The sequence below is a fragment of the Pandoraea bronchicola genome (assembly GCF_902459805.1).
GTDB lineage: Bacteria > Pseudomonadota > Gammaproteobacteria > Burkholderiales > Burkholderiaceae > Pandoraea > Pandoraea bronchicola.
In genome coordinates, this window is sequence record NZ_CABPST010000009.1 from 99,238 (window position 1) to 117,507 (window position 18,270).

The following is an 18,270-nucleotide window of genomic DNA, read 5'->3' on the forward strand; positions in this document are numbered from 1 at the left end:
CGCGGAAGAGGCCGCGCCCAATGGCCTAGTTGATCTACCGGTTTTTGGCGCTTCCGGACAGGACATCGCTTCCCTAAGCTGAAGTCCCACTCGGAGGAACCGCCATGCCGCCTTTACCCAGACTGCCGCGCCCATTGCGCCCGTTGCGCCCATTAGGCCAATCTTCCCGGTCGACGCTCGTCGCCCTCCCCGCCGGCCGCACCGCCGCCACGCTCACCGCGCTGGGGGTCGCCGCCGTGGGCCTCGCCCTTACCCCGCCTGCGCAACGCGCCCTGCCGGGCTGGTTCGACACCCTCTGCTCGCTGACGATCAGCGCCAACCACACGATCTCCGAACGCCTTTCGCCGTCCCCCGCGAAACCTCGGCCAACGGCGATGGCCACCGCCGCGAGCGGCGGCGACGGTGCGGTGCCCCGGCCCGGCACGACCGTCAAGCCACTGTCGTGCGAGCCACTCGCAAACGCCCCCGGCAAGTCGGTGACCACCGCCATTGTCGAGTTTCCGCCACTCGCCTTCTCACCCCCGCACCGGCATCCCGGTGCAGTGACGGCCGTTGTACTCGAGGGCACCATTCGCTCGCAGTTGAACGCAGACGCGCCCATCACGTACCACGCCCATCAGACGTGGTTCGAGCCGCCGGGCACGCTGCACACGATGGCCGAGAACCCGGACCCCGTGCATCCGGCCCGTCTGCTCGCGTTCTTCGTGACCGAGGAGAACTGCGGCCCGCTCACGATCTACGAACCGGCGGCAGCGCCCTCATAAGGGAATGGCAGGCAATTGTTGCAGCGGGCCCCGCTTTTTCCGTTGGCATGGCGTGTCAAGACTCGCGCGCGACTTTAGAACGCGGTAAGGTACGTCGCGAAGGGATTCCCCCGAACGACGTTGCAACGAGGAATATCGTCATGAAAACCAAAGCCGCCATTGCCTGGGAAGCGGGCAAACCCCTGACCATCGAAGAAGTCGATCTGGAAGGACCGCGCGCCGGCGAGGTGCTGATCGAGGTCAAGGCCACGGGCATCTGCCATACGGACTACTACACACTCTCCGGCGCCGATCCGGAAGGTATCTTCCCCGCGATCCTCGGCCATGAGGGCGCGGGCGTCATCGTCGACGTCGGCCCGGGCGTCACCACGCTCAAGAAAGACGATCACGTCATCCCGCTGTACACGCCCGAATGCCGTCAGTGCAAGTTCTGCCTGTCGCGCAAGACCAACCTGTGTCAGGCGATCCGCAGCACACAGGGCCGTGGTTTGATGCCCGACGCCACCTCGCGCTTCTCGCTCGACGGCAAACCCATCTTCCACTACATGGGCACGTCCACGTTCTCGAACTACATCGTCGTGCCGGAAATCGCCGTCGCGAAGGTGCGCTCGGACGCGCCCTTCGACAAGGTCTGCTACATCGGCTGCGGCGTGACGACCGGCGTGGGTGCGGTCGTCTACTCGGCGAAGGTCGAAGCGGGGGCGAATGTGGTGGTGTTCGGTCTCGGTGGCATCGGTCTGAACGTGATCCAGGGCGCGAAGATGGTCGGCGCCGACAAGATCATCGGTGTCGACATCAACCCGGGGCGTGTGGAACTTGCCAAGAAGTTCGGCATGACACACTTCATCAACCCGAATGAAGTCGAGAACGTTGTCGACACCATCGTGCAACTGACCGATGGCGGCGCCGATTACTCGTTCGAGTGCATCGGCAACGTGACGACCATGCGTCAGGCGCTGGAATGCTGCCACAAAGGCTGGGGCCAGTCGTTCATCATCGGCGTGGCCGCTGCGGGTCAGGAGATCAGCACGCGCCCGTTCCAGCTGGTCACGGGCCGCGAGTGGAAAGGCTCGGCGTTTGGCGGTGCGCGCGGTCGCACCGATGTGCCGAAGATCGTCGACTGGTACATGGAAGGCAAGATCAACATCGACGATCTGATCACGCATACGCTGCGCCTCGATCAGATCAACGAAGGCTTCGATCTGATGAAACGTGGCGAATCGATTCGTTCGGTCGTGCTGTACTGATCTGCCGATCTGTTGTCCCCCACGTAACGCAAGCAAATACTGCCGTCCCGCTTCGTTACACATGAGCCCAAACCAATTGCCGATACGACCGGTCGAACCGGCATGCAGATTGGATGCGCGGGCGGGCTCGCGCGAAAGTTTCGCCGGGCCCGTCGCGTCGCCATGACAGGGAGACGAAGATGAACCCATGGACTTTGCCGCTCGTGCTCGCGGGCGTAACGACGCTGGTGGCGCTGCCGGATGTGGCGTCAGCGCAAGCGGGGCAGGCGGTGATCAATTCGTCCGCCAACGTGCGGGCGGGTCCGGCGACCGACTATCCGGTCGTCGCCCAAGCCGGGGCGGGCATGCCAGTGACGGTCTACGGCTGCCTGTCCAATTACTCGTGGTGCGACATCGGCCTGCCCGGCACACGCGGCTGGGTCTACGCAGGGCTGCTCAGCTATCCGTATCAGGGCAATCCGGTGCCGGTGCTCAACTACGGCACGATGATCGGCCTGCCGATCGTGACGTTCTCCATCGGGGCGTATTGGGGCAACTATTACCGCAATCGTCCGTGGTATCACGACCAGCGCTATTGGCATCGCCCGCCCCCCGGACCGCGTCCGCCGTCCTGGGGCGGGGGACGCCCGCCAGGGCACTATCCGGGGCCGGAGCCTCGGCCGCCGGGTGGCCACTATCCCGGCCCGGGCCCACGCCCGCCGGGGCATGGCGCGAGTCCTGGTCCCCGTCCGCCCGGACACGGCGCCAGTCACGGGCCGGGACCGCGTCCCCCGGGGCACAGTGCCGGTCCTGGCTCTCGTCCGTCCGGCGGCGGGCATGGTGGTGGGCATGGCGGAGGCAGTTCCGGAGGCGGTGGCCACGGTGGGCCGAACCGCTGATGCTGCCGGTCGCTCGCGTTGCGCCATTCGCGACGCGAGCGATCGTCACGCCCCTTGTCGATTCCCTCGTCACGCCCCTTTTCGCGCCCCGCTTCTGCCCCCTTTTTCCCGCCGTTCCCCATCGATGTGACCCCAAATTCAGCAACCGCTGCACGAGCGTTGGGAAAAGCGCTTAAAATGTGAGCAATTCCGGCCAGGCGGAGGTGCCGATCAGGCACCGATGGCCGGACCGCAGGACAGCGAGCCCTCGCCCCGCCGACGCCCCCGCGTCGACGTGGCCCTCACATTGCAGACCCACTTTCTCCGGTGTGCCGTTGCGAAAATCGCGACGCTCACGGCAGTCCGGCAGGATCCTCCGTAAGTCTCGATCGTGTTCGTCCCGCTGCGGCGTGCCCTTGGCATGCCGTGGTTGCCTGTCGTCATGCCGCATCCGGCACGCGCTACGCGCGCATGCCGATGACGGCGCGACTGCCTGTGCCTCGCGCACCGGCGGCGTTAGTGCGATGGCGTGGTTCGTGAAGCCCTGTGGCGATCCGCCAGGCATGGGAACGAGCGGCCACAAGCCCAGGGTGCCCTTGCAGCCAGGTCGCGGGACATGTCTCCCGCGGATTCCCCCGATGGCGCGCACAACGCGAACGCCAGGGGTACACGTTGCAGGAACCTTTTGCAGGTCATGAGTCTTTTTCGAACCAAAAATATCGAGAACATGCTGGTCGCGAGCCGCACCGGCAGTCTCAAGAAGGTGCTGGGCCCGGTCGATCTCGTTTTGATGGGCATTGGCGCCATCATCGGCACCGGCATTTTCGTGCTCACCGGGACTGGCGCCCTCACCGCCGGCCCCGCGCTCACCGTCTCGTTCATCATCGCGGCTACCGCCTGCGGCTTCGCAGCCCTGTGCTACGCCGAATTCGCCTCGACGATTCCCGTTTCAGGCTCCATCTACACGTATAGCTACGCCACGCTCGGCGAAATCGTCGCGTGGATCATCGGCTGGGATCTGATGCTCGAGTACGGTCTGGCGTCGTCCGCTGTGTCGGTCGGCTGGTCGGGCTACTTCCAGTCGCTCGCGGCCGGCTTCGGCCTGCATCTGCCGGCCGCCATCACGGCGGCGCCGGGCAGCGTGCCGGGCGTGTCGACATTCATCAACCTGCCGGCCGTCGTCATCATGCTGCTCATCACGTGGGTGCTGTCGTACGGCGTGCGTGAGTCCGCCCGCATCAACAATGTGATGGTGGCGATCAAGATCGGTGTGGTGCTGCTGTTCATCGCCGTGGGTGTCTGGCATGTGAAGCCGGCCAACTGGACCCCGTTTATGCCATTCGGCACCAGCGGCATGTTCAACGCGGCGGCCCTTGTGTTCTTTGCGTTCATCGGCTTCGATGCGGTGACGTCGGCTGCCGAAGAAGTTCGCAATCCGGGCCGCGATCTGCCAATCGGCATCATCGGCTCGCTGATCGTCTGCACGCTGCTTTACGTCACAGTCGCCGCCATCATGACCGGGATCGTGCCCTTCGCGCACTTCGCGGGCGTGGACCATCCGGTGTCGCTGGCACTGCAATACGCCGGTCAGAACTGGGTCGCGGGCTTCGTCGACCTGGGCGCAATCCTCGGCATGACGACGGTGATTCTGGTGATGACCTACGGCCAGACGCGCATTACCTATGCCATGTCGCGCGACGGCCTCCTGCCGCCGATGCTCTCGAGCATTCACCCGAAGCACAAGACGCCGTTTGCCGGCACCTGGATCATCGGCGTGGTGTTCGCCGTCATCGCCGGCTTCGTGCCGCTGGGCGTGCTAGCCGAGTTGATCAACATCGGCACATTGTCGGCGTTCGCGCTGGTGTCGGTGGCCGTACTGGTGCTGCGCCGCACGCATCCGGACCTGCCGCGTGCGTTCCGCGTGCCGGGTGTTCCCGTCGTGCCGCTCATCTCGGCCGGCCTGTGCCTGTTCCTGATGGCGCACCTGCAGGCGGCCACGTGGATCGCCTTCGTGGTGTGGCTGGCCATCGGCATGGTCATCTACTTCACGTATGCGCGGCGCAACGCCCTACTGCACAAGCACGGCGACACCCGGCACACGCCTGCCTGATTCTCGTCACCCCGGCTGTACCCGCCTCGCGCGAGCGCGCGAGTGCGCGTATAGTCCGTCACAGGGCTCGCCGCGCACACCGATGTGCCGCGAGCCCTCCCGTCACAACGGCGGGCGCTGTCTTCCCGCATCACGCAAGTCGTTCGTCCTTGGCTCCCCTTGCTGCCGTTTCCTCACGTCCCTGCAAAGGAAAAAAAGAACATGCGTCGCTATGTCCTGCTTGCCGCTGTCCCCGCTGCCTTCGCTGCGGGCTTCCTCTCCTCCCACCTGATGCCCGGCGCCATGGCGCAGGCCACGGCCCTGAGCGCACAGATCATCGACGTCGGCGCCATGACCGACGAGCAGATCGGCAAGCTGGTGCCCAATGTCGGCACGTTGCGCACGCGCACCCTGGTCGCCACGCCCAACGGCACGATTGCGGTGCAAAGCGGCAACGTGCCGCGCCACACCCATCAGGATGCCGACGAAATTCAGTACGTGATTTCAGGCAGCGGCACCTTCTGGCTGGGCGACCAGCAACGCGAGGTGCATCCGGGCGATCTGATCGTGATTCCGCGCGGCACCGTGCATGCGGGGTCGCAGAACACCAGCGGCGAGTTCAAGGTGCTGGCCGTGAAGCTCCCGCCGCAGGCCCCGAACGATATCCAGTTCGTCAAATGACGGCGTAACGAGCGCGGTGGAGGGGGGGAAAGTCCCCTCCCGGCTGCGTTCGGGCGGGATCAGCCGAAATTTCGATAGAGCCACACGGCGCCATAGCCGATCGCAAACATGGTGAGCAGCAGCGGCACCGAAATCCGCAATACCTGAATGACGAGCGGACGCGGTGGCAGATCGTCGTCTTCCGGCATGCGAGCCGCCTCTTGCAGCGCGCCGGTACAGAGCGCCGCCGCGACAGCACTCGCGAAGACCCAGAACGTCTGGTTGTAGAGCAGCGCGACGAGCAACAGCGTGAGCGCAACGTTGCGGCCGTGATAGATCAGATTGACGGTAGTGCGAAAGGCTTGCGGCGACATGTCGGTATGGCGCAGGCACGTGCGTTGAGGCCGCACCGGCGCAAAGGTTCTTGTTATCTGTCCTTTTGACCACGGCACGCCCGGCGGCGTATCGCGGTGATCGAAAGCGCAGTCATGCTGAACTGAGCTTATCCACACTTAACGGCTTTCGCCACCGTTGTCTTTAACCCGCAACGGCATCTGCACGCCCAACGCGGCGATGCAGGGCGTCATATGAATGCGGTATCCTCCCCCGCATGACTGCCCCCGCATCCTCCCGACGCCTGAGCGCATCCCGGCAAACCGACGACGCGACCCTCGATGGTGCGCCGGAGCGAGCCATCTACGTCATCGTGGCGCATCCGCGCTGGCGCGACTCGCACGTGAATCGCCGCATCCTCGACGCCGCTCGCAGTATCGCGGGGGTCGATGTCAACGATCTGTACTCGACGTATCCCGACTTCAGCATCGACATTGCCGCCGAGCAACGGCGCGTGGCCCGCGCCGACCTGATCGTGCTGGTTCACCCCATCTATTGGTACAGCATGCCGCCGCTGCAGAAGCTCTGGCTCGATGAAGTGCTGTCGTGGGGATGGGCGTACGGTCACGACGGCCATGCGCTCGCCAACAAGGATCTCTGGCTCGTGGCCAGCACCGGTGGGCCGGAATCGAGCTACCGCCCCGAGGGCTACAACCAGCATGACTTCTCCGCGTTCCTGCCCGCCTACGAACAGACGGCGCGCCTGTGCGGCATGCGGTTCCTGTCGCCCCATGTCTTTTATGGCGCCCGGCGCAGCGACGATGCCACGCTCGACGCTCATGTGAGCGCGTTTGCCGGCCGGCTGGCGACCTACCCGCAATGGCCGGAGCTGATCTCGATGGCAGACGCCCCCGAGTGTCAGGACATTCCGGCGACCGACCGGCCGAGCGGCGCGATGGACCTCGCGAACACGAACGACGGCGACTCCACGAGCGCCAATGCAGGGAGGTTCGCCTGATGGAACACGTGCCCGCGTGGCTGCTCGCCAGTCTGATTTATCTTGCGGCGGCCGTGATCGTCGTGCCGCTGTCTCGTGCCTTGGGCCTCGGCGCGATCATCGGCTATCTCGCTGCCGGGATCGCCATCGGTCCGTGGGGTCTCGGTCTCGTCTCGCGAGTGGAGGACGTACTGCACTTCGCCGAATTTGGCGTGGTGCTGATGCTGTTCCTTGTCGGCCTCGAACTTGAGCCGCGACGGCTGTGGAATCTGCGGCGGCCGATCTTCGGATGGGGATCGGCGCAGGTTCTCGGCTGCGCAGTGCTGCTCTTCGCCGCAGGCATGGCGCTGGGCGCGCCGTGGCGCATCGCACTCGTTGCGGCACTCGGCCTCGCGCTCTCGTCTACCGCCATCGCCTTGCAGGTGATGGCAGAGCGTAATCTGCTGGCGACCCCAAGCGGTCAGGCCGGCTTCTCGATCCTGCTGTTTCAGGACGTTGCCGCGATCCCGATCCTGGCGTTGCTGCCCCTGCTCGCCAACTCGTTCGACAGCCATGAGATGACGGGCACGGCACGCGCGCTCGAAGCACTGAAGATCGTCGGCGTGATTGCCGCGATCATCCTCGGCGGCCGCCTCGCGTTGCGGCCGCTGCTGCGCTGGATCGCCAACAGCCGCACGCCGGAGATTTTCACGGCAGCGTCGCTGCTGCTGGTCGTCGCCATCGCCACCTTGATGCAATGGGTCGGCCTGTCGATGGCGCTCGGCGCCTTCCTTGCTGGCGTGCTGCTCGCCGAAAGCGAATACCGTCGCGAGCTGGAAACCGACATCGAGCCGTTCAAGGGCTTGCTGCTCGGGCTGTTCTTCATCGCGGTCGGCATGAGCATCGACTTCGGCGTACTGCTCGCGCAACCGCTGCGCATGGTCGCCGTGGTCGTTGGCTTCATGGCCCTGAAGGGGATGGCCATCTACGGTGTGTCGCGGCTGATGCGACTGCCTTATCAGGAACGGCCGATCTTCACGCTGCTGCTCGCGCAGGGGGGAGAGTTCGCCTTCGTGGTGTTTCAGTCGGCAGGGCCTCAGGTGTTGCCGCCGGCGGTGTCGTCGTTCCTGATCGGCGCCGTCGCGCTGTCGATGCTGGTCTCGCCGCTGCTGCTCGTGGCCATCGACAAATGGCTGCTGCCGCGCTACAGCCTGAAGGGATCGCCTCGCATGAAGGAGATTGCCGAGCCGCAATCGGCGAGTGTCGTGATTTGCGGCTTCGGTCGCTACGGACAGATCGTCGGACGCGCGCTGGTGCCGCAGGGCGTGTCGATCACGGTGCTCGATCACGATCCCGACACCATCGAGAGCCTGCGTCAGATCGGTTTTCGCGTGTTCTATGGCGATGCGACGCGTCTCGATCTGTTGCGCATCGCAGGGGTCGCACAGGCGCGTGCCGTCGTCGTGGCGGTGGACGATGTCGATCAGTCGCTGGAGATCGCCGATCTGATGCGCGAGCACTTCCCCGGCGTGCCTGTCGTGGCTCGCGCACGCAACGTCGGCCATTTGTTTCAGCTTCGCGATCGTGGCGTGAAGCACATCGAGCGCGAAGTCTTCGAGTCATCGCTGCGCAGTGCGCGCTCGGTGCTCGAGGAGTTGGGTTGGCCTGCCGCAGAAGCGCGCGATGCAACGATGGCATTCCGCCGTGCCAATCAGCAACTGACCGACGAGATGTACCCCGCCTATCAGGATCGCAACAAGATGATCGCGACGGCGAAGGAAGGCCGCCGTCAGTTCGAAGAACAGATGGCTCGCGAGCGCGAACAACGTCGCGCTCAACGGCAGGTCACATTTGGTTGGGACGGCGAGACTTCGCCCGACATGACGCCTGCGCCGCCCGCATCGCCCACCGCCAAGACCTCACAGCCTGCCAGCGAAGCACGCCCCCCGGACGACAGCCGCGCCTGATCAGGCAGACGTCGCCCTCCGGGGAGGCATCGCCCGCCCAGTTACATGGCGCGGGCGAAACCGTCGAACGGGCGGAAATGCCCGTCGGCCGGCGCCGTCGCGTCAGCGCGCAGACGGGTTTCGGCCTCGCTCCCCGCCAGCCCGCGGTAGTAAAGATGCACGGCGATGGCCGCCGAGTAGCGGCGGATTTCCACGAGCGTGAGATGCGCATGCTCGGCCGACGTGAACATCAGATACGGCGATTCCGCTTCGATCAGGCCCGCGACCTGGTGCAGTCCGTGGCGGTGCAGCACCTCGGCGAGTTCGTCGCGGCTGCGGTGCGTGGTCGCATCGGTGGCCGGGTACATCATGCGCAGCAATACGAGCGGATGCTCGGCACAGGCGAGCGACAGCGCCTTGACGACGGCGTGGCTGTCGAGAGCCGTAGCCACGGCGTCACCTTCGGGACGATGCTGCGGAAAGAGTTGCTCAAGGGTCAGCGTCATGAGGAGTCCATTGCGAAAAGCTGCGAGACAGCCACAGCGGACTCCACAGTCTAAGCACCTGTGTGTCGCCGATATACGTCTTTCGTCGAATACCTGCGTTGCACGCGCTGCAACAATTACCAAATATTTCACGCCCCCCTGTCAGGCATCGTCACGCGCGCAAGCCAAATGTTCCGCCGGCGGCCGGCGCTATAGGCGGGGCGGGGGCTGCAGCGTCGTGCACAGCGCCATGTCGACGCTTGGTGATATGATTTTTGCCGACGCAGACAAGCCTCATCCCCCATGCGATATCCCGACCAGATGTCCGACACGCAAGCGGTTTCCGTCGCGCAAGCCGATCATGTCATGCGCCATTGGCAATACGATGTCGATGGCCCTGTACCAATTGGTTCGGACTCCCACAAAAGCATGTTCTGCCGCATGCTGCTGGAGTCCCACAACCCTTACAAGCCCTCGGTCATCGACTGGCCGGCGCTGCCGCCCGACGCTCGCAGACGCCTGACCGCCTTGCCCATCTGGGACATTGCCGTGCAGACCGAAGGCCGCGCGTCGATTCGGGTGAGCACTTACGCAGCCACGATCCAGGATCCCCTGCTGCGTGAAGCGCTCGTCATGGATGGCAACGAGGAGGCACGCCACAAGGCCGTGCTCTCCAAGCTGGTCCAGGCGTATGGGATTGAACTCGCGCCGGAACCCCCGTACCCGCCGCCCAACGACGCCGAGTGGGCGTGGATGAGAACGGGGTTCAGCGAGTGCATCGACAGCTTCGTCGCCTTCGGCCTGTTTCGTTCTGCCCAGCGCTCCGGCTATTTCCCCGACGCGTTAGTCGAGACGTTCGAGCCTGTCATCCAGGAAGAAGCCCGGCACATTCTGTTCTTTGCGAACTGGTTGGCGTGGCACCGGCGCAATCTCCCTGTCTGGAAGCGGCCGTGGTTCTACGCGCGCGTGGCGGCCGTCTGGGTCGCGTTGATCGGGGATCGCGTGGTGATCGCACGTGGCATCGACACTGACGGTATGGCCCACGACGCCAACTTCCTGGCGACCGGCGTGGCCGGCATTCGCGAGTCACTCAGGCCTCGCGATCTGATCGCGCTGTGTCTGGAAGAGAATGCTCGACGTATGGAGGGCTACGACAAGCGCTTGTTGCGCCCGACTTTCGTGCCAAAGCTGGCCCGCCTTGCGCTGCGCATCATGAAAGCCTGAACGCTGCGACTGGGGTGCCGATGTGTGCCAACGTGAAAAAAAGCCGTCCCGAGTTTCTCACTCGGGACGGCTTTTGACTTTGCTGCGACAGCCAGCGAACGATCAGCTGCCTTGGCTTACGTTCAGTTCACCGGCAGCGCGGGCGCGGGCCAGTTCCTGCTTCACGGCGGCGCGCGACACACTCGGGCCTTGCGCAGCGATGACCGGGTAGTCGACGTCGGTTTGCGCCATGAGACCCGCAGCGCGTGCCTGAGCCAGGTCGGCCTTCACTTCGGCGCGGCTCTTGGCCGGGCCCGACGCAACATGCACCGGATAGTCGGCGTCGCCGTGCGGGATCACACCTTGAGCGCGGGCTTGTGCCAGATCGGCCAGCACGTCGGCGCGCGTGAGCGGCTGACCTTGCGAGGCGACTTCAGGATAGTTGTTGCCATTTTCTGCTGCGTTGCTGGCAACGGCACCGAGCGAGGCCACGGCGGCGATAAGGGCGATAGCGATGTTCTTGCGGTTCATTTTCTTAACTCCTGTCTAGTTGCGACGACTTTCTTTTGCATTTGCGCCGTCGATGGAAGAAGTCTAGAACTCGCCGCCTCGATGAAAAACGCGATATTTGTCGAGGCACTATTGCGCCTTTCGACAAGAATCGATTGCACCAAATCGGTGCACAAAGACACTAACGATGCCGCAGCCCCCGGGAAAACGGGGGGCAAAGCGGCGTTGTAGAAGGAAATGCGCTCGGAAGCGATCAGTCTGCGAGCGATGCGCCAAGGGCGTCGAGCAGAAATTGCGTGCCGCGTTCGCGCGAGCCCGCATCGTCGTAGCCGTCCAGAAACGCGCCTTGCTCGGTCATGACGAGATGCGTGCCGCCGTCATGCGCCCGGAGATCGATCGTCGCGAGCGACGCGGATATCTTGCGGGTATCGAGGTGCATTTCGTAGGCGTAGACGAGTCGAGTATCGGGCACGACGTCGAAGTACACCGCGTCGAACGTCGACTCCATTCCGCTTGCCCAGCGCCCTTTCACACGCTCGCGGCCGCCCGGCCGTACCTCCATCGATCGCTCCACCACCGTCAGGCCCTCGCTGCGAGCGAACCAGCGATCCTTCGCTTCGCGTTCGGCCAGCGCGCGGAACACCCGGGCGGGTGAAGCCGGGTACTGACGCTCGATGCGGAAAGTCGAATGCACCACGCTGCGCTGCGCTGGCGCCCCCGCCTCGCGCATGACTTCGCGACCGAGCTTGTCCAACGTTTGCGCCCAGCCGGCGCCAGCGCCTTCGGGCATCCAGGCGTAGGCGGGATCGTGGACGGTATAACGCTGCTCGACATCCAACCGGGTGCCTTGCGCAACATCCGTGAATGCCGCCGTGGTCAGTGCGCCGAACAGGGCCGTTCCCTTGGCGTCGGTCACATCCATGTCGATCACCAGACGTTTGGGCGCATCGATCTCGACGAAGCGCCCGCGAATCCAGTGCGACTCGCCCTCCGGAGACTGCATCTTCAGCGCGAAAGCGCCGCCCACGCGGGCATCGATCGTCGCTTCGGGTACGGTGTAGCCGGTCGGGCAAAACCAGCGCTTCACGGCGTCGGCAGTTGTCCAGGCTCGAAACACCGTCTCGCGCGTGGCGGCGTAAGTCCGGCCAACGCTTAACGGACGCGGCTGCGCCGCCGGTGCTGCTTCACTTGCTGTCCTCATGAAAGTCTCCTTCGGGCGGCAGGCTGGCCAGATACTCGCCTAAACGATCGAGGTGGCCTTCCCACTCATGACGGCGCTGATTGATCCATCGTTCTGCAAGACTCAGCGCCTGGGGTTCGATCCGGCACGTGCGCACACGGCCAGCCTTTTCCGTTCGCACCAGCCCCGCGCTCTCGAGCACGGCGAGGTGCTGCATGACCGCCTGCAACGACATCGCCAGCGGCTGCGCGAGCGCACTCACCGACGCCGGTCCCTGCGCCAGCCGCGCGAGCATCGCGCGGCGTGACACGTCGGCCAGTGCCTGAAAGGTCAGATCGAGGGCGTTGTCATGGTCAAGCATGTGCTTGAGTATAGCCATTCAATAAAGTAAAGCAAGAACTTTAGTATTGGATCAAGTGATGATGTGGTGATCGCGGGCCCGCACTCGGGCCGTGTGCTGGCGGTGGAGGATCTCGCTCAGGGATTGCTCGATGGTCTCGGACATGGCGTCGAGCGCGAGGTCGTTCGGCTCCAGCCCGAACGGCTCCTCGATTTCAGCGCTGACGGCTTCGAGCGCGAAGAAGGTGTACGAGATGAAGGCCACGATCACCGGGGTCATCGGCCCGATGGAGTCGACCAGACCGAACGGCAGCAGCAGGCTGTAGAGATACGTCACGCGGTGCAGGATCACGCCGTAGGTAAACGGAATCGGCGTGGTAGCAATTCGCTCGCAGCCGCCGATGGCTTCGCCGAGGCGATCCAGATGCATCTCCATGACCTGCGCAAGCGGAGCGTCGATCTGCCCTCGCATCCGGCGCTCGCGCAGCCATTCGCCCGCCATCAGCAGGATCGTGATCGGCTTGAATTGCTTGCGTGCGAGGCACGCCACGTCGTCCTTGCCGAGCAGCCGCTCGAAGTCGGCACGGGGATCGGTGCCTCGCAACTGATGCCGCATGCCATGCACGAAGGCGATGAGATAGGCGACGAAGCGCGGCGAATCCGAGGTGTCGGACACCAGCGTCATCGACTGGCGGGCCAATGCGCGCGTCTCGTTGAGCACGCTGCCCCAGAGCATGCGGGCCTCCCAGTAACGGGCGTAGCTCGTGGTGTTACGAAAGCCGAGAAAGATCGCAAGCGTAATGCCGATCAGCGAGAACGGAATAAACGTGAGCGGAATCTTCCACTCGAAGACGCGCCCGTGGGCGAGCGTGACAACTATCGAAATGATCGTGGTGAATATGAGCTGCGGAGCGATCTTGGGCAAGATCGAGCCGCGCACGACGAAAAGCATGCGCAGCCAGTGCAGATTGGGTCGGACGATCATGGCAACAAAGGCGCTCTCAAGCGCAGAAAGACAGGCTGTGGGGGAAGCCGCTGCGGCGGGATGATACGCCCATATTGGCGGGTTTGAAATGATTGCAACCGATTGAAACATCGCTGTTCGCCGCGCGCGCGGGTCGTGAGAATGCCATTACGCCGTCTTGGCGTACATAAGGGCCAATAAGATCATGAACGTCCCACACAACACTTCTCGCGTCCCACCCGCCAGCCGCCCCGGCAAGACACGCGGACTGGCCGCCATCGCACTGCTTGCCGGACTCGCGGGCGTCATCGGCAGTTTGTCAGGCTGTGTGGTTGAGCCGCCACGGCCGGCCCCTGCTGCGCGTATCGTCGTGGAACCTGACCCCCATACCGTCGCCGTGCAACGGCGCGAGCAGATCGAGCGTCGAATCGGCAATGAGTCGCGCGATATCGACAATCATGTGAATCAGGGCTATTACCCGCCGCCGCGAGGTTATGAACTGCACCGCCGCCTCGACGCCATCGCACAAGAAACCCGCGATATGGCGGCCCAACACGGTGGCGGCCTGTCGGGCGACGAACAACGCGCGCTCAATCAGGAACTCGACCAGTTGCATCGCATGATCGCTGGCTAATGCCTGCTAGCACCTGCCAGCACCTGCTAGCGCCGCTACGTACCGCTGCCCGCCGCTGCACGGACGATCGGCGGCAAAAAAGCAAACGCCCGCCGGCCGCAAAGCCGACGGGCGTCTGTCCGTCTTGCCGGACGAGAATTACTTCACGTCCAATGCCTGCGCGAGCGTGACCGGGTCCTGGAAGATGCTCGAGAAGTCGAGCGCCCCGTGGCCGTTGGCCCGATGCACCTCGAAGATGCGCCGCGCCAGATCGCCAAGCGGGGTCGCCACATCACTCGCCTCGGCCGCGCCGTGTGCGAGGCGCAGGTCCTTCGCCATCAGATCGGTGGCAAAGCCGCCGGTGTAACCGCGCGACGACGCCGCATTCTCCATCACGCCCGGACACGGGTTGTAGACCTCCAGCGTCCAGTTGCGCCCCGAGCTTTGTTGCATGACCGCCGAGAGCACCTTCGGATCGAGCCCGTTGGCGATCCCCAGTCGCAACGCCTCGCTCGTGCCAGCCATCAGAATGCCCAGCAGCATGTTGTTGCACAGCTTGAGCGTCTGCCCGGCGCCAAGCGGTCCGCCGTGGTGGATCGCACGTCCCATGTTGCTCAGTAGCGGTCGCATGCGCTCGACGAGCGCCGCGTCGCCGCCCACCATGAAGGTGAGCGTGCCCGCGGCCGCGCCCGCCGTACCGCCGGAGACCGGCGCGTCGAGCAGCAATGTGCCCGGGCGCGCGAGTTTCGCCAACTGACGGGGGATCTCCGGCGGCACCGTGCTGCTGTCGATCAGCACGGCGTCGGGCGCGGCGTTCGCGAGCACGCCATCCGGGCCGCCGTAAGCCGCGAGAACATGCTCTCCGGCGGGCAGCATCGTGATGACCACCTGCGCGTCGCGCACCGCATCGGCAATCGATGCCGCCGCTTTGCCACCGGCTGCGACAAGCCGCTCCAGGGCTCCGCCGGACAAATCGAAGCCGCGCACTGCATGCCCCGCATTGACCAGATTGGCGGCCATCGGCCCGCCCATATTGCCGAGTCCAATGAACGCGACACGCAACGTCCCTTGTTGAGTTTCCGTAGCCATCGTCTGTCTCCGAAATCCGTAGGAAGGGGCGTTACTTGAGCGTAATGGTGGTATTCACACCCGACGGGCCGGTACCCCGCGCTTGCCAGCGTGCCGTCACGGTCTTGGTCTGCGTCCAGAACAGAATGGCTTGCTTGCCGTTCGGTCCCAGATCGCCGAGCTTCGAGCCGCGTGAGCCGGTAAAGCTGAACCACGCGACCGGCACCGGAATCGGCAGGTTGATCCCGACCTGACCGACATCGATCTCGTTCTGGAACTGGCGCGCCGCGCCGCCGTCCTGCGTGAACAGCGCCACACCATTGCCGTTCGGATTGGCGTTGACGAAGGCGATCGCTTCGTCGAGCGTATCGACCCCTGTCATGCACAGCACCGGTCCGAAAATCTCGTCGCGGTAGATCGACATATCGGCCGTCACACCATCGAAAATGGTCGGGCCGACGAAATTACCTTCGGGCGCCTCCTTGACCGCATGCCCGCGGCCGTCGAGCAGCAGTTTCGCGCCCTCTTCCACGCCAGCGCCGATGAGCTTCTCGATGCGGGCACGCGCCTGCTTCGACACCACCGGGCCGAGATCCGCCTTGCGATCGGTGCCGGGACCGACCTTGAGCGCGCGCGCACGCGCTACCAGCTCGGGCACCCACTCGCGCGCTTCGCCCACGAGCACTGCCACTGACGTTGCCATGCAACGCTGTCCCGCGGCGCCGAACGCCGCGCCCAGCAAATGGTTGATGGCCTGTTCGCGATCCGCATCCGGCAGGATCACGCAGTGATTCTTCGCGCCCATCATCGCCTGACAACGCTTGCCCGCGTCCGAGGCACGACGATAGATATGCGTGCCGACATGCGTCGAGCCGATGAACGACACGGCCTTGATGTCCGGGTGGTCGCAAATGGCGTTGGCGATATCCGGGCCGCCATGCACCACGTTGAGCACGCCCGGCGGAAAACCGGCTTCGAGCGCGAGTTCGGCCAGACGCAGCGACGCACTCGGGTCCTGCTCCGACGGCTTGAGCACGAACGTGTTACCCGTGGCCACTGCCAGCGGGAACATGAAGCACGGCAGCATCACGGGGAAGTTGAACGCCGTGATGCCTGCGCACACGCCGAGCGGTTCGATCAGCGTGTAGACGTCGACGCCGCCCGCCGCATTCTGCGCGTACTCGCCCAATTGCAGCGAGGCAATCGAGCAGGCATGTTCGACAACTTCAAGACCGCGCCCGACTTCGCCTTCGGCGTCGGGCAACGTCTTGCCGTGCTCGCGCGTAATCAGCTCGGCAAGTTCGCCCGTGTGCTCGCGCAGCAGTTGCTGGAAGCGCAGCATCACACGCATGCGGTTCGCCTGAGACGTATTGCGCCAGCTCTTGTAAGCCGCCTTGGACGAGGCCACGGCAGCTTCGAGTTCGTCAGCCGTGGCAAACGGCACGCGGGCGATGACTTCCTGCGTGGCCGGGTTCACAACGTCGCGCCACTGCGAGGTCTTCGACTCGACCCGCTTGCCGTCGATGAGCAGCGGAATGGTAGGTAGGGACATGACAGGCTCTCCAGTTCAAAACGAATGCAAGAATTCCGGGCTTGCGCCACTTCGGGGTTCAGTAGATGGCGAGCTGCGGCGAGTGAGCACGCAGCGCCGCCGGCACTTACAAGATAGGCAATCGAGGCAAAGCCTGCGCCGGAGCGATCAGCCAGCGCTTATTTCGCCGCCGAGCTCGTCTTCACGAGCGAACAGGTCGATTTCGACAACGGTTGGAAGGCCTCCGTCGCGGGCACCGTAGCGACCTTGGTGTAGTAGTCCCACGGGCCTTTCGACTCGGCGGGCGACTTCACGCGGAACAGGTACATGTCGTGGATTACGCGACCGTCCGGACGAATCGAGGCGTTGTGCATGATCGGATCGCGAATCGGCATTTCCCGCATCTTTTGCGCGACCACCTTCGCGTCCACGCTCTTCGACGCCGCAACGGCGCGCAGGTAATGCAGCACGCTCGAATACACGCCCGCCTGCACCATCGTCGGCTTCAGATCCTTGTACTTTTTCTGGAAGCGGGTCGACCAAGTGCGCGAGGCGTCGTCGAAGTCCCAGTAGAAGCCGTCGGTAAACAGCAGGCCCTGCGCCGTGTTAAGGCCAAGCGCATGAACGTCCGAGAGGAACACCAGCAGCGCCGCGAGCTTCTGCCCTCGTTGCACAATGCCGAATTCACGCGCCTGCTTGAGCGCGTTGACGGTGTCCTGCCCGCCATTGGCGAGCGCCACCACCTGCGCCTTCGAGCTTTGGGCCTGCAACAGGAACGACGCGTAATCGGAGGCATTGAGCGGGTGCCGTGACTGTCCCAGCACCGTACCGCCGAGCGTCTTCACAATGTCGGCGGCGTCCTTCTCCAGCGAGTGTCCGAACGCATAATCGACGGTGATGAAGTACCACGACTTGCCGCCGTCTCCGACCACTGCGCGCGCGGTCGCCGCCGACTGCGAATAGGTGTCGAACATCCAGTGAAAGCCCGTGGGCGAGCAGTCTTCGTTCGTCAGACGTGTGGTCGCCGGTCCCGAGAACAGCACTACGCGCTGCTTGTCCATCGCGAGCTTCTGCACGGCGAGCGCAGCGGCCGAATTCGTCAGATCGGCAATCGCATCGACATTGTCGCGGTCGAACCACTCACGCGCCTTGTTGGCGGCAACGTCAGCCTTGTTCTGGTTGTCGGCCGAGACCAGATCGATCTTCATGCCCTTGCATTCGGCGGCCAGACAGTCGTCGATGGCCATTTGCGCCGCCACGACCGACCCGGCGCCACCCATCGCGGAATACGTGCCCGACATATCGGTGAGCACCCCCACCTTCACCGGACGGTTCGGCAGTTCCGCCATGCCCGATACCGACGTCAATCCCAAACCCGCGCCGAGTCCCAGCGCGAGCAGCCACGGCTTCATCTTCATCGCTTTGTCTCCTTCAGGTCCTTTCAGGTCTCTTATGCTTTCGTCGCCGTCGTCTATGCGCGGCGCTCATAAATTGTATTTGTGCGA

General features: G+C 64.4%; 18 protein-coding genes. 9 read left to right on the forward strand and 9 right to left on the reverse strand.

Going from position 1 to position 18,270, the window contains the following annotated elements:
* Nucleotides 1-104: 104 nt before the first annotated feature.
* From PBR20603_RS16595 to PBR20603_RS16615, 5 genes are all read left to right on the forward strand, one after another.
* Complete coding sequence (locus PBR20603_RS16595; protein WP_150560609.1) at nucleotides 105-764, forward strand: cupin domain-containing protein; 660 nt, start codon at nucleotides 105-107, stop codon at nucleotides 762-764.
* 140 nt (nucleotides 765-904) lie between these two features.
* Entirely contained in the window at nucleotides 905-2,011 is a 1,107-nt protein-coding gene (locus tag PBR20603_RS16600) for an S-(hydroxymethyl)glutathione dehydrogenase/class III alcohol dehydrogenase (protein ID WP_150560610.1), read from the forward strand.
* 179 nt (nucleotides 2,012-2,190) lie between these two features.
* Nucleotides 2,191-2,889, forward strand: a complete 699-nt coding sequence (locus PBR20603_RS16605; RefSeq protein WP_150560611.1) for an SH3 domain-containing protein — start codon at nucleotides 2,191-2,193, stop codon at nucleotides 2,887-2,889.
* A gap of 673 nt (nucleotides 2,890-3,562) precedes the next feature.
* A complete protein-coding gene (gene bcaP / locus PBR20603_RS16610; RefSeq protein ID WP_150560612.1) occupies nucleotides 3,563-4,978 on the forward strand; it encodes a branched-chain amino acid transporter BcaP in 1,416 nt (471 codons plus the stop codon).
* Between the two features lie 201 nt (nucleotides 4,979-5,179).
* Nucleotides 5,180-5,638, forward strand: a complete 459-nt coding sequence (locus PBR20603_RS16615) for a cupin domain-containing protein (protein ID WP_150560613.1) — start codon at nucleotides 5,180-5,182, stop codon at nucleotides 5,636-5,638.
* A 59-nt stretch (nucleotides 5,639-5,697) separates the two neighbouring features.
* On the opposite strand, the gene PBR20603_RS16620 is transcribed toward PBR20603_RS16615, so the two are convergent.
* Nucleotides 5,698-5,991 (reverse strand): hypothetical protein, encoded by a 294-nt coding sequence (locus PBR20603_RS16620; RefSeq protein WP_150560614.1) that lies wholly within the window; start codon nucleotides 5,989-5,991, stop codon nucleotides 5,698-5,700.
* 236 nt (nucleotides 5,992-6,227) lie between these two features.
* On the opposite strand from PBR20603_RS16620, the gene kefF reads away from it, so the two are divergent.
* Nucleotides 6,228-6,968, forward strand: a complete 741-nt coding sequence (kefF, locus tag PBR20603_RS16625) for a glutathione-regulated potassium-efflux system oxidoreductase KefF (RefSeq protein ID WP_150560615.1) — start codon at nucleotides 6,228-6,230, stop codon at nucleotides 6,966-6,968.
* On the forward strand, nucleotides 6,968-8,893 hold the full coding sequence (kefC, locus tag PBR20603_RS16630; RefSeq protein WP_150560616.1) for a glutathione-regulated potassium-efflux system protein KefC: 1,926 nt from the start codon (nucleotides 6,968-6,970) through the stop codon (nucleotides 8,891-8,893). The genes kefF and kefC overlap by 1 nt, the downstream gene beginning before the upstream one ends.
* Before the next feature lie 41 nt (nucleotides 8,894-8,934).
* Here kefC and PBR20603_RS16635 read toward each other — a convergent pair whose 3' ends face one another.
* Nucleotides 8,935-9,378 (reverse strand): hypothetical protein, encoded by a 444-nt coding sequence (locus PBR20603_RS16635; protein WP_174977951.1) that lies wholly within the window; start codon nucleotides 9,376-9,378, stop codon nucleotides 8,935-8,937.
* A 300-nt stretch (nucleotides 9,379-9,678) separates the two neighbouring features.
* On the opposite strand from PBR20603_RS16635, the gene PBR20603_RS16640 reads away from it, so the two are divergent.
* Nucleotides 9,679-10,581 (forward strand): ferritin-like domain-containing protein, encoded by a 903-nt coding sequence (locus tag PBR20603_RS16640; protein ID WP_150560715.1) that lies wholly within the window; start codon nucleotides 9,679-9,681, stop codon nucleotides 10,579-10,581.
* 102 nt (nucleotides 10,582-10,683) lie between these two features.
* Here the strand turns inward: PBR20603_RS16640 and PBR20603_RS16645 are convergent, their stop codons facing one another.
* The 4 genes from PBR20603_RS16645 to PBR20603_RS16660 all read right to left on the reverse strand — a co-directional run bounded on the left by PBR20603_RS16645 (nucleotide 10,684) and on the right by PBR20603_RS16660 (nucleotide 13,574).
* Complete coding sequence (locus PBR20603_RS16645; RefSeq protein WP_150560617.1) at nucleotides 10,684-11,091, reverse strand: DUF4148 domain-containing protein; 408 nt, start codon at nucleotides 11,089-11,091, stop codon at nucleotides 10,684-10,686.
* A gap of 232 nt (nucleotides 11,092-11,323) precedes the next feature.
* The gene (locus PBR20603_RS16650) at nucleotides 11,324-12,271 is read right to left on the reverse strand and encodes an SRPBCC family protein (protein ID WP_150560618.1); all 948 of its coding nucleotides are present in this window, start codon (nucleotides 12,269-12,271) and stop codon (nucleotides 11,324-11,326) included.
* Nucleotides 12,255-12,611 carry an ArsR/SmtB family transcription factor gene (locus PBR20603_RS16655; RefSeq protein WP_150560619.1) on the reverse strand — a complete coding sequence of 119 codons (357 nt, stop codon included), beginning with the start codon at nucleotides 12,609-12,611 and terminating at the stop codon, nucleotides 12,255-12,257. Before PBR20603_RS16655 ends, PBR20603_RS16650 begins: the two co-directional genes overlap by 17 nt.
* A 51-nt stretch (nucleotides 12,612-12,662) precedes the next feature.
* On the reverse strand, nucleotides 12,663-13,574 hold the full coding sequence (locus tag PBR20603_RS16660) for a bestrophin family protein (RefSeq protein ID WP_150560620.1): 912 nt from the start codon (nucleotides 13,572-13,574) through the stop codon (nucleotides 12,663-12,665).
* A 184-nt stretch (nucleotides 13,575-13,758) separates the two neighbouring features.
* Between PBR20603_RS16660 and PBR20603_RS16665 the strand changes: the two genes are divergently transcribed.
* Nucleotides 13,759-14,187: a hypothetical protein gene (locus PBR20603_RS16665; protein ID WP_246174770.1), complete on the forward strand. Its 429-nt coding sequence runs from the start codon at nucleotides 13,759-13,761 to the stop codon at nucleotides 14,185-14,187.
* Between the two features lie 138 nt (nucleotides 14,188-14,325).
* Here the strand turns inward: PBR20603_RS16665 and mmsB are convergent, their stop codons facing one another.
* From mmsB to PBR20603_RS16680, 3 genes are all read right to left on the reverse strand, one after another.
* Nucleotides 14,326-15,255 (reverse strand): 3-hydroxyisobutyrate dehydrogenase, encoded by a 930-nt coding sequence (gene mmsB, locus PBR20603_RS16670; protein ID WP_150560621.1) that lies wholly within the window; start codon nucleotides 15,253-15,255, stop codon nucleotides 14,326-14,328.
* A 31-nt stretch (nucleotides 15,256-15,286) separates the two neighbouring features.
* Entirely contained in the window at nucleotides 15,287-16,786 is a 1,500-nt protein-coding gene (locus PBR20603_RS16675; protein WP_150560622.1) for a CoA-acylating methylmalonate-semialdehyde dehydrogenase, read from the reverse strand.
* A gap of 158 nt (nucleotides 16,787-16,944) precedes the next feature.
* Complete coding sequence (locus tag PBR20603_RS16680; RefSeq protein ID WP_150560623.1) at nucleotides 16,945-18,183, reverse strand: ABC transporter substrate-binding protein; 1,239 nt, start codon at nucleotides 18,181-18,183, stop codon at nucleotides 16,945-16,947.
* Nucleotides 18,184-18,270 lie beyond the last annotated feature (87 nt).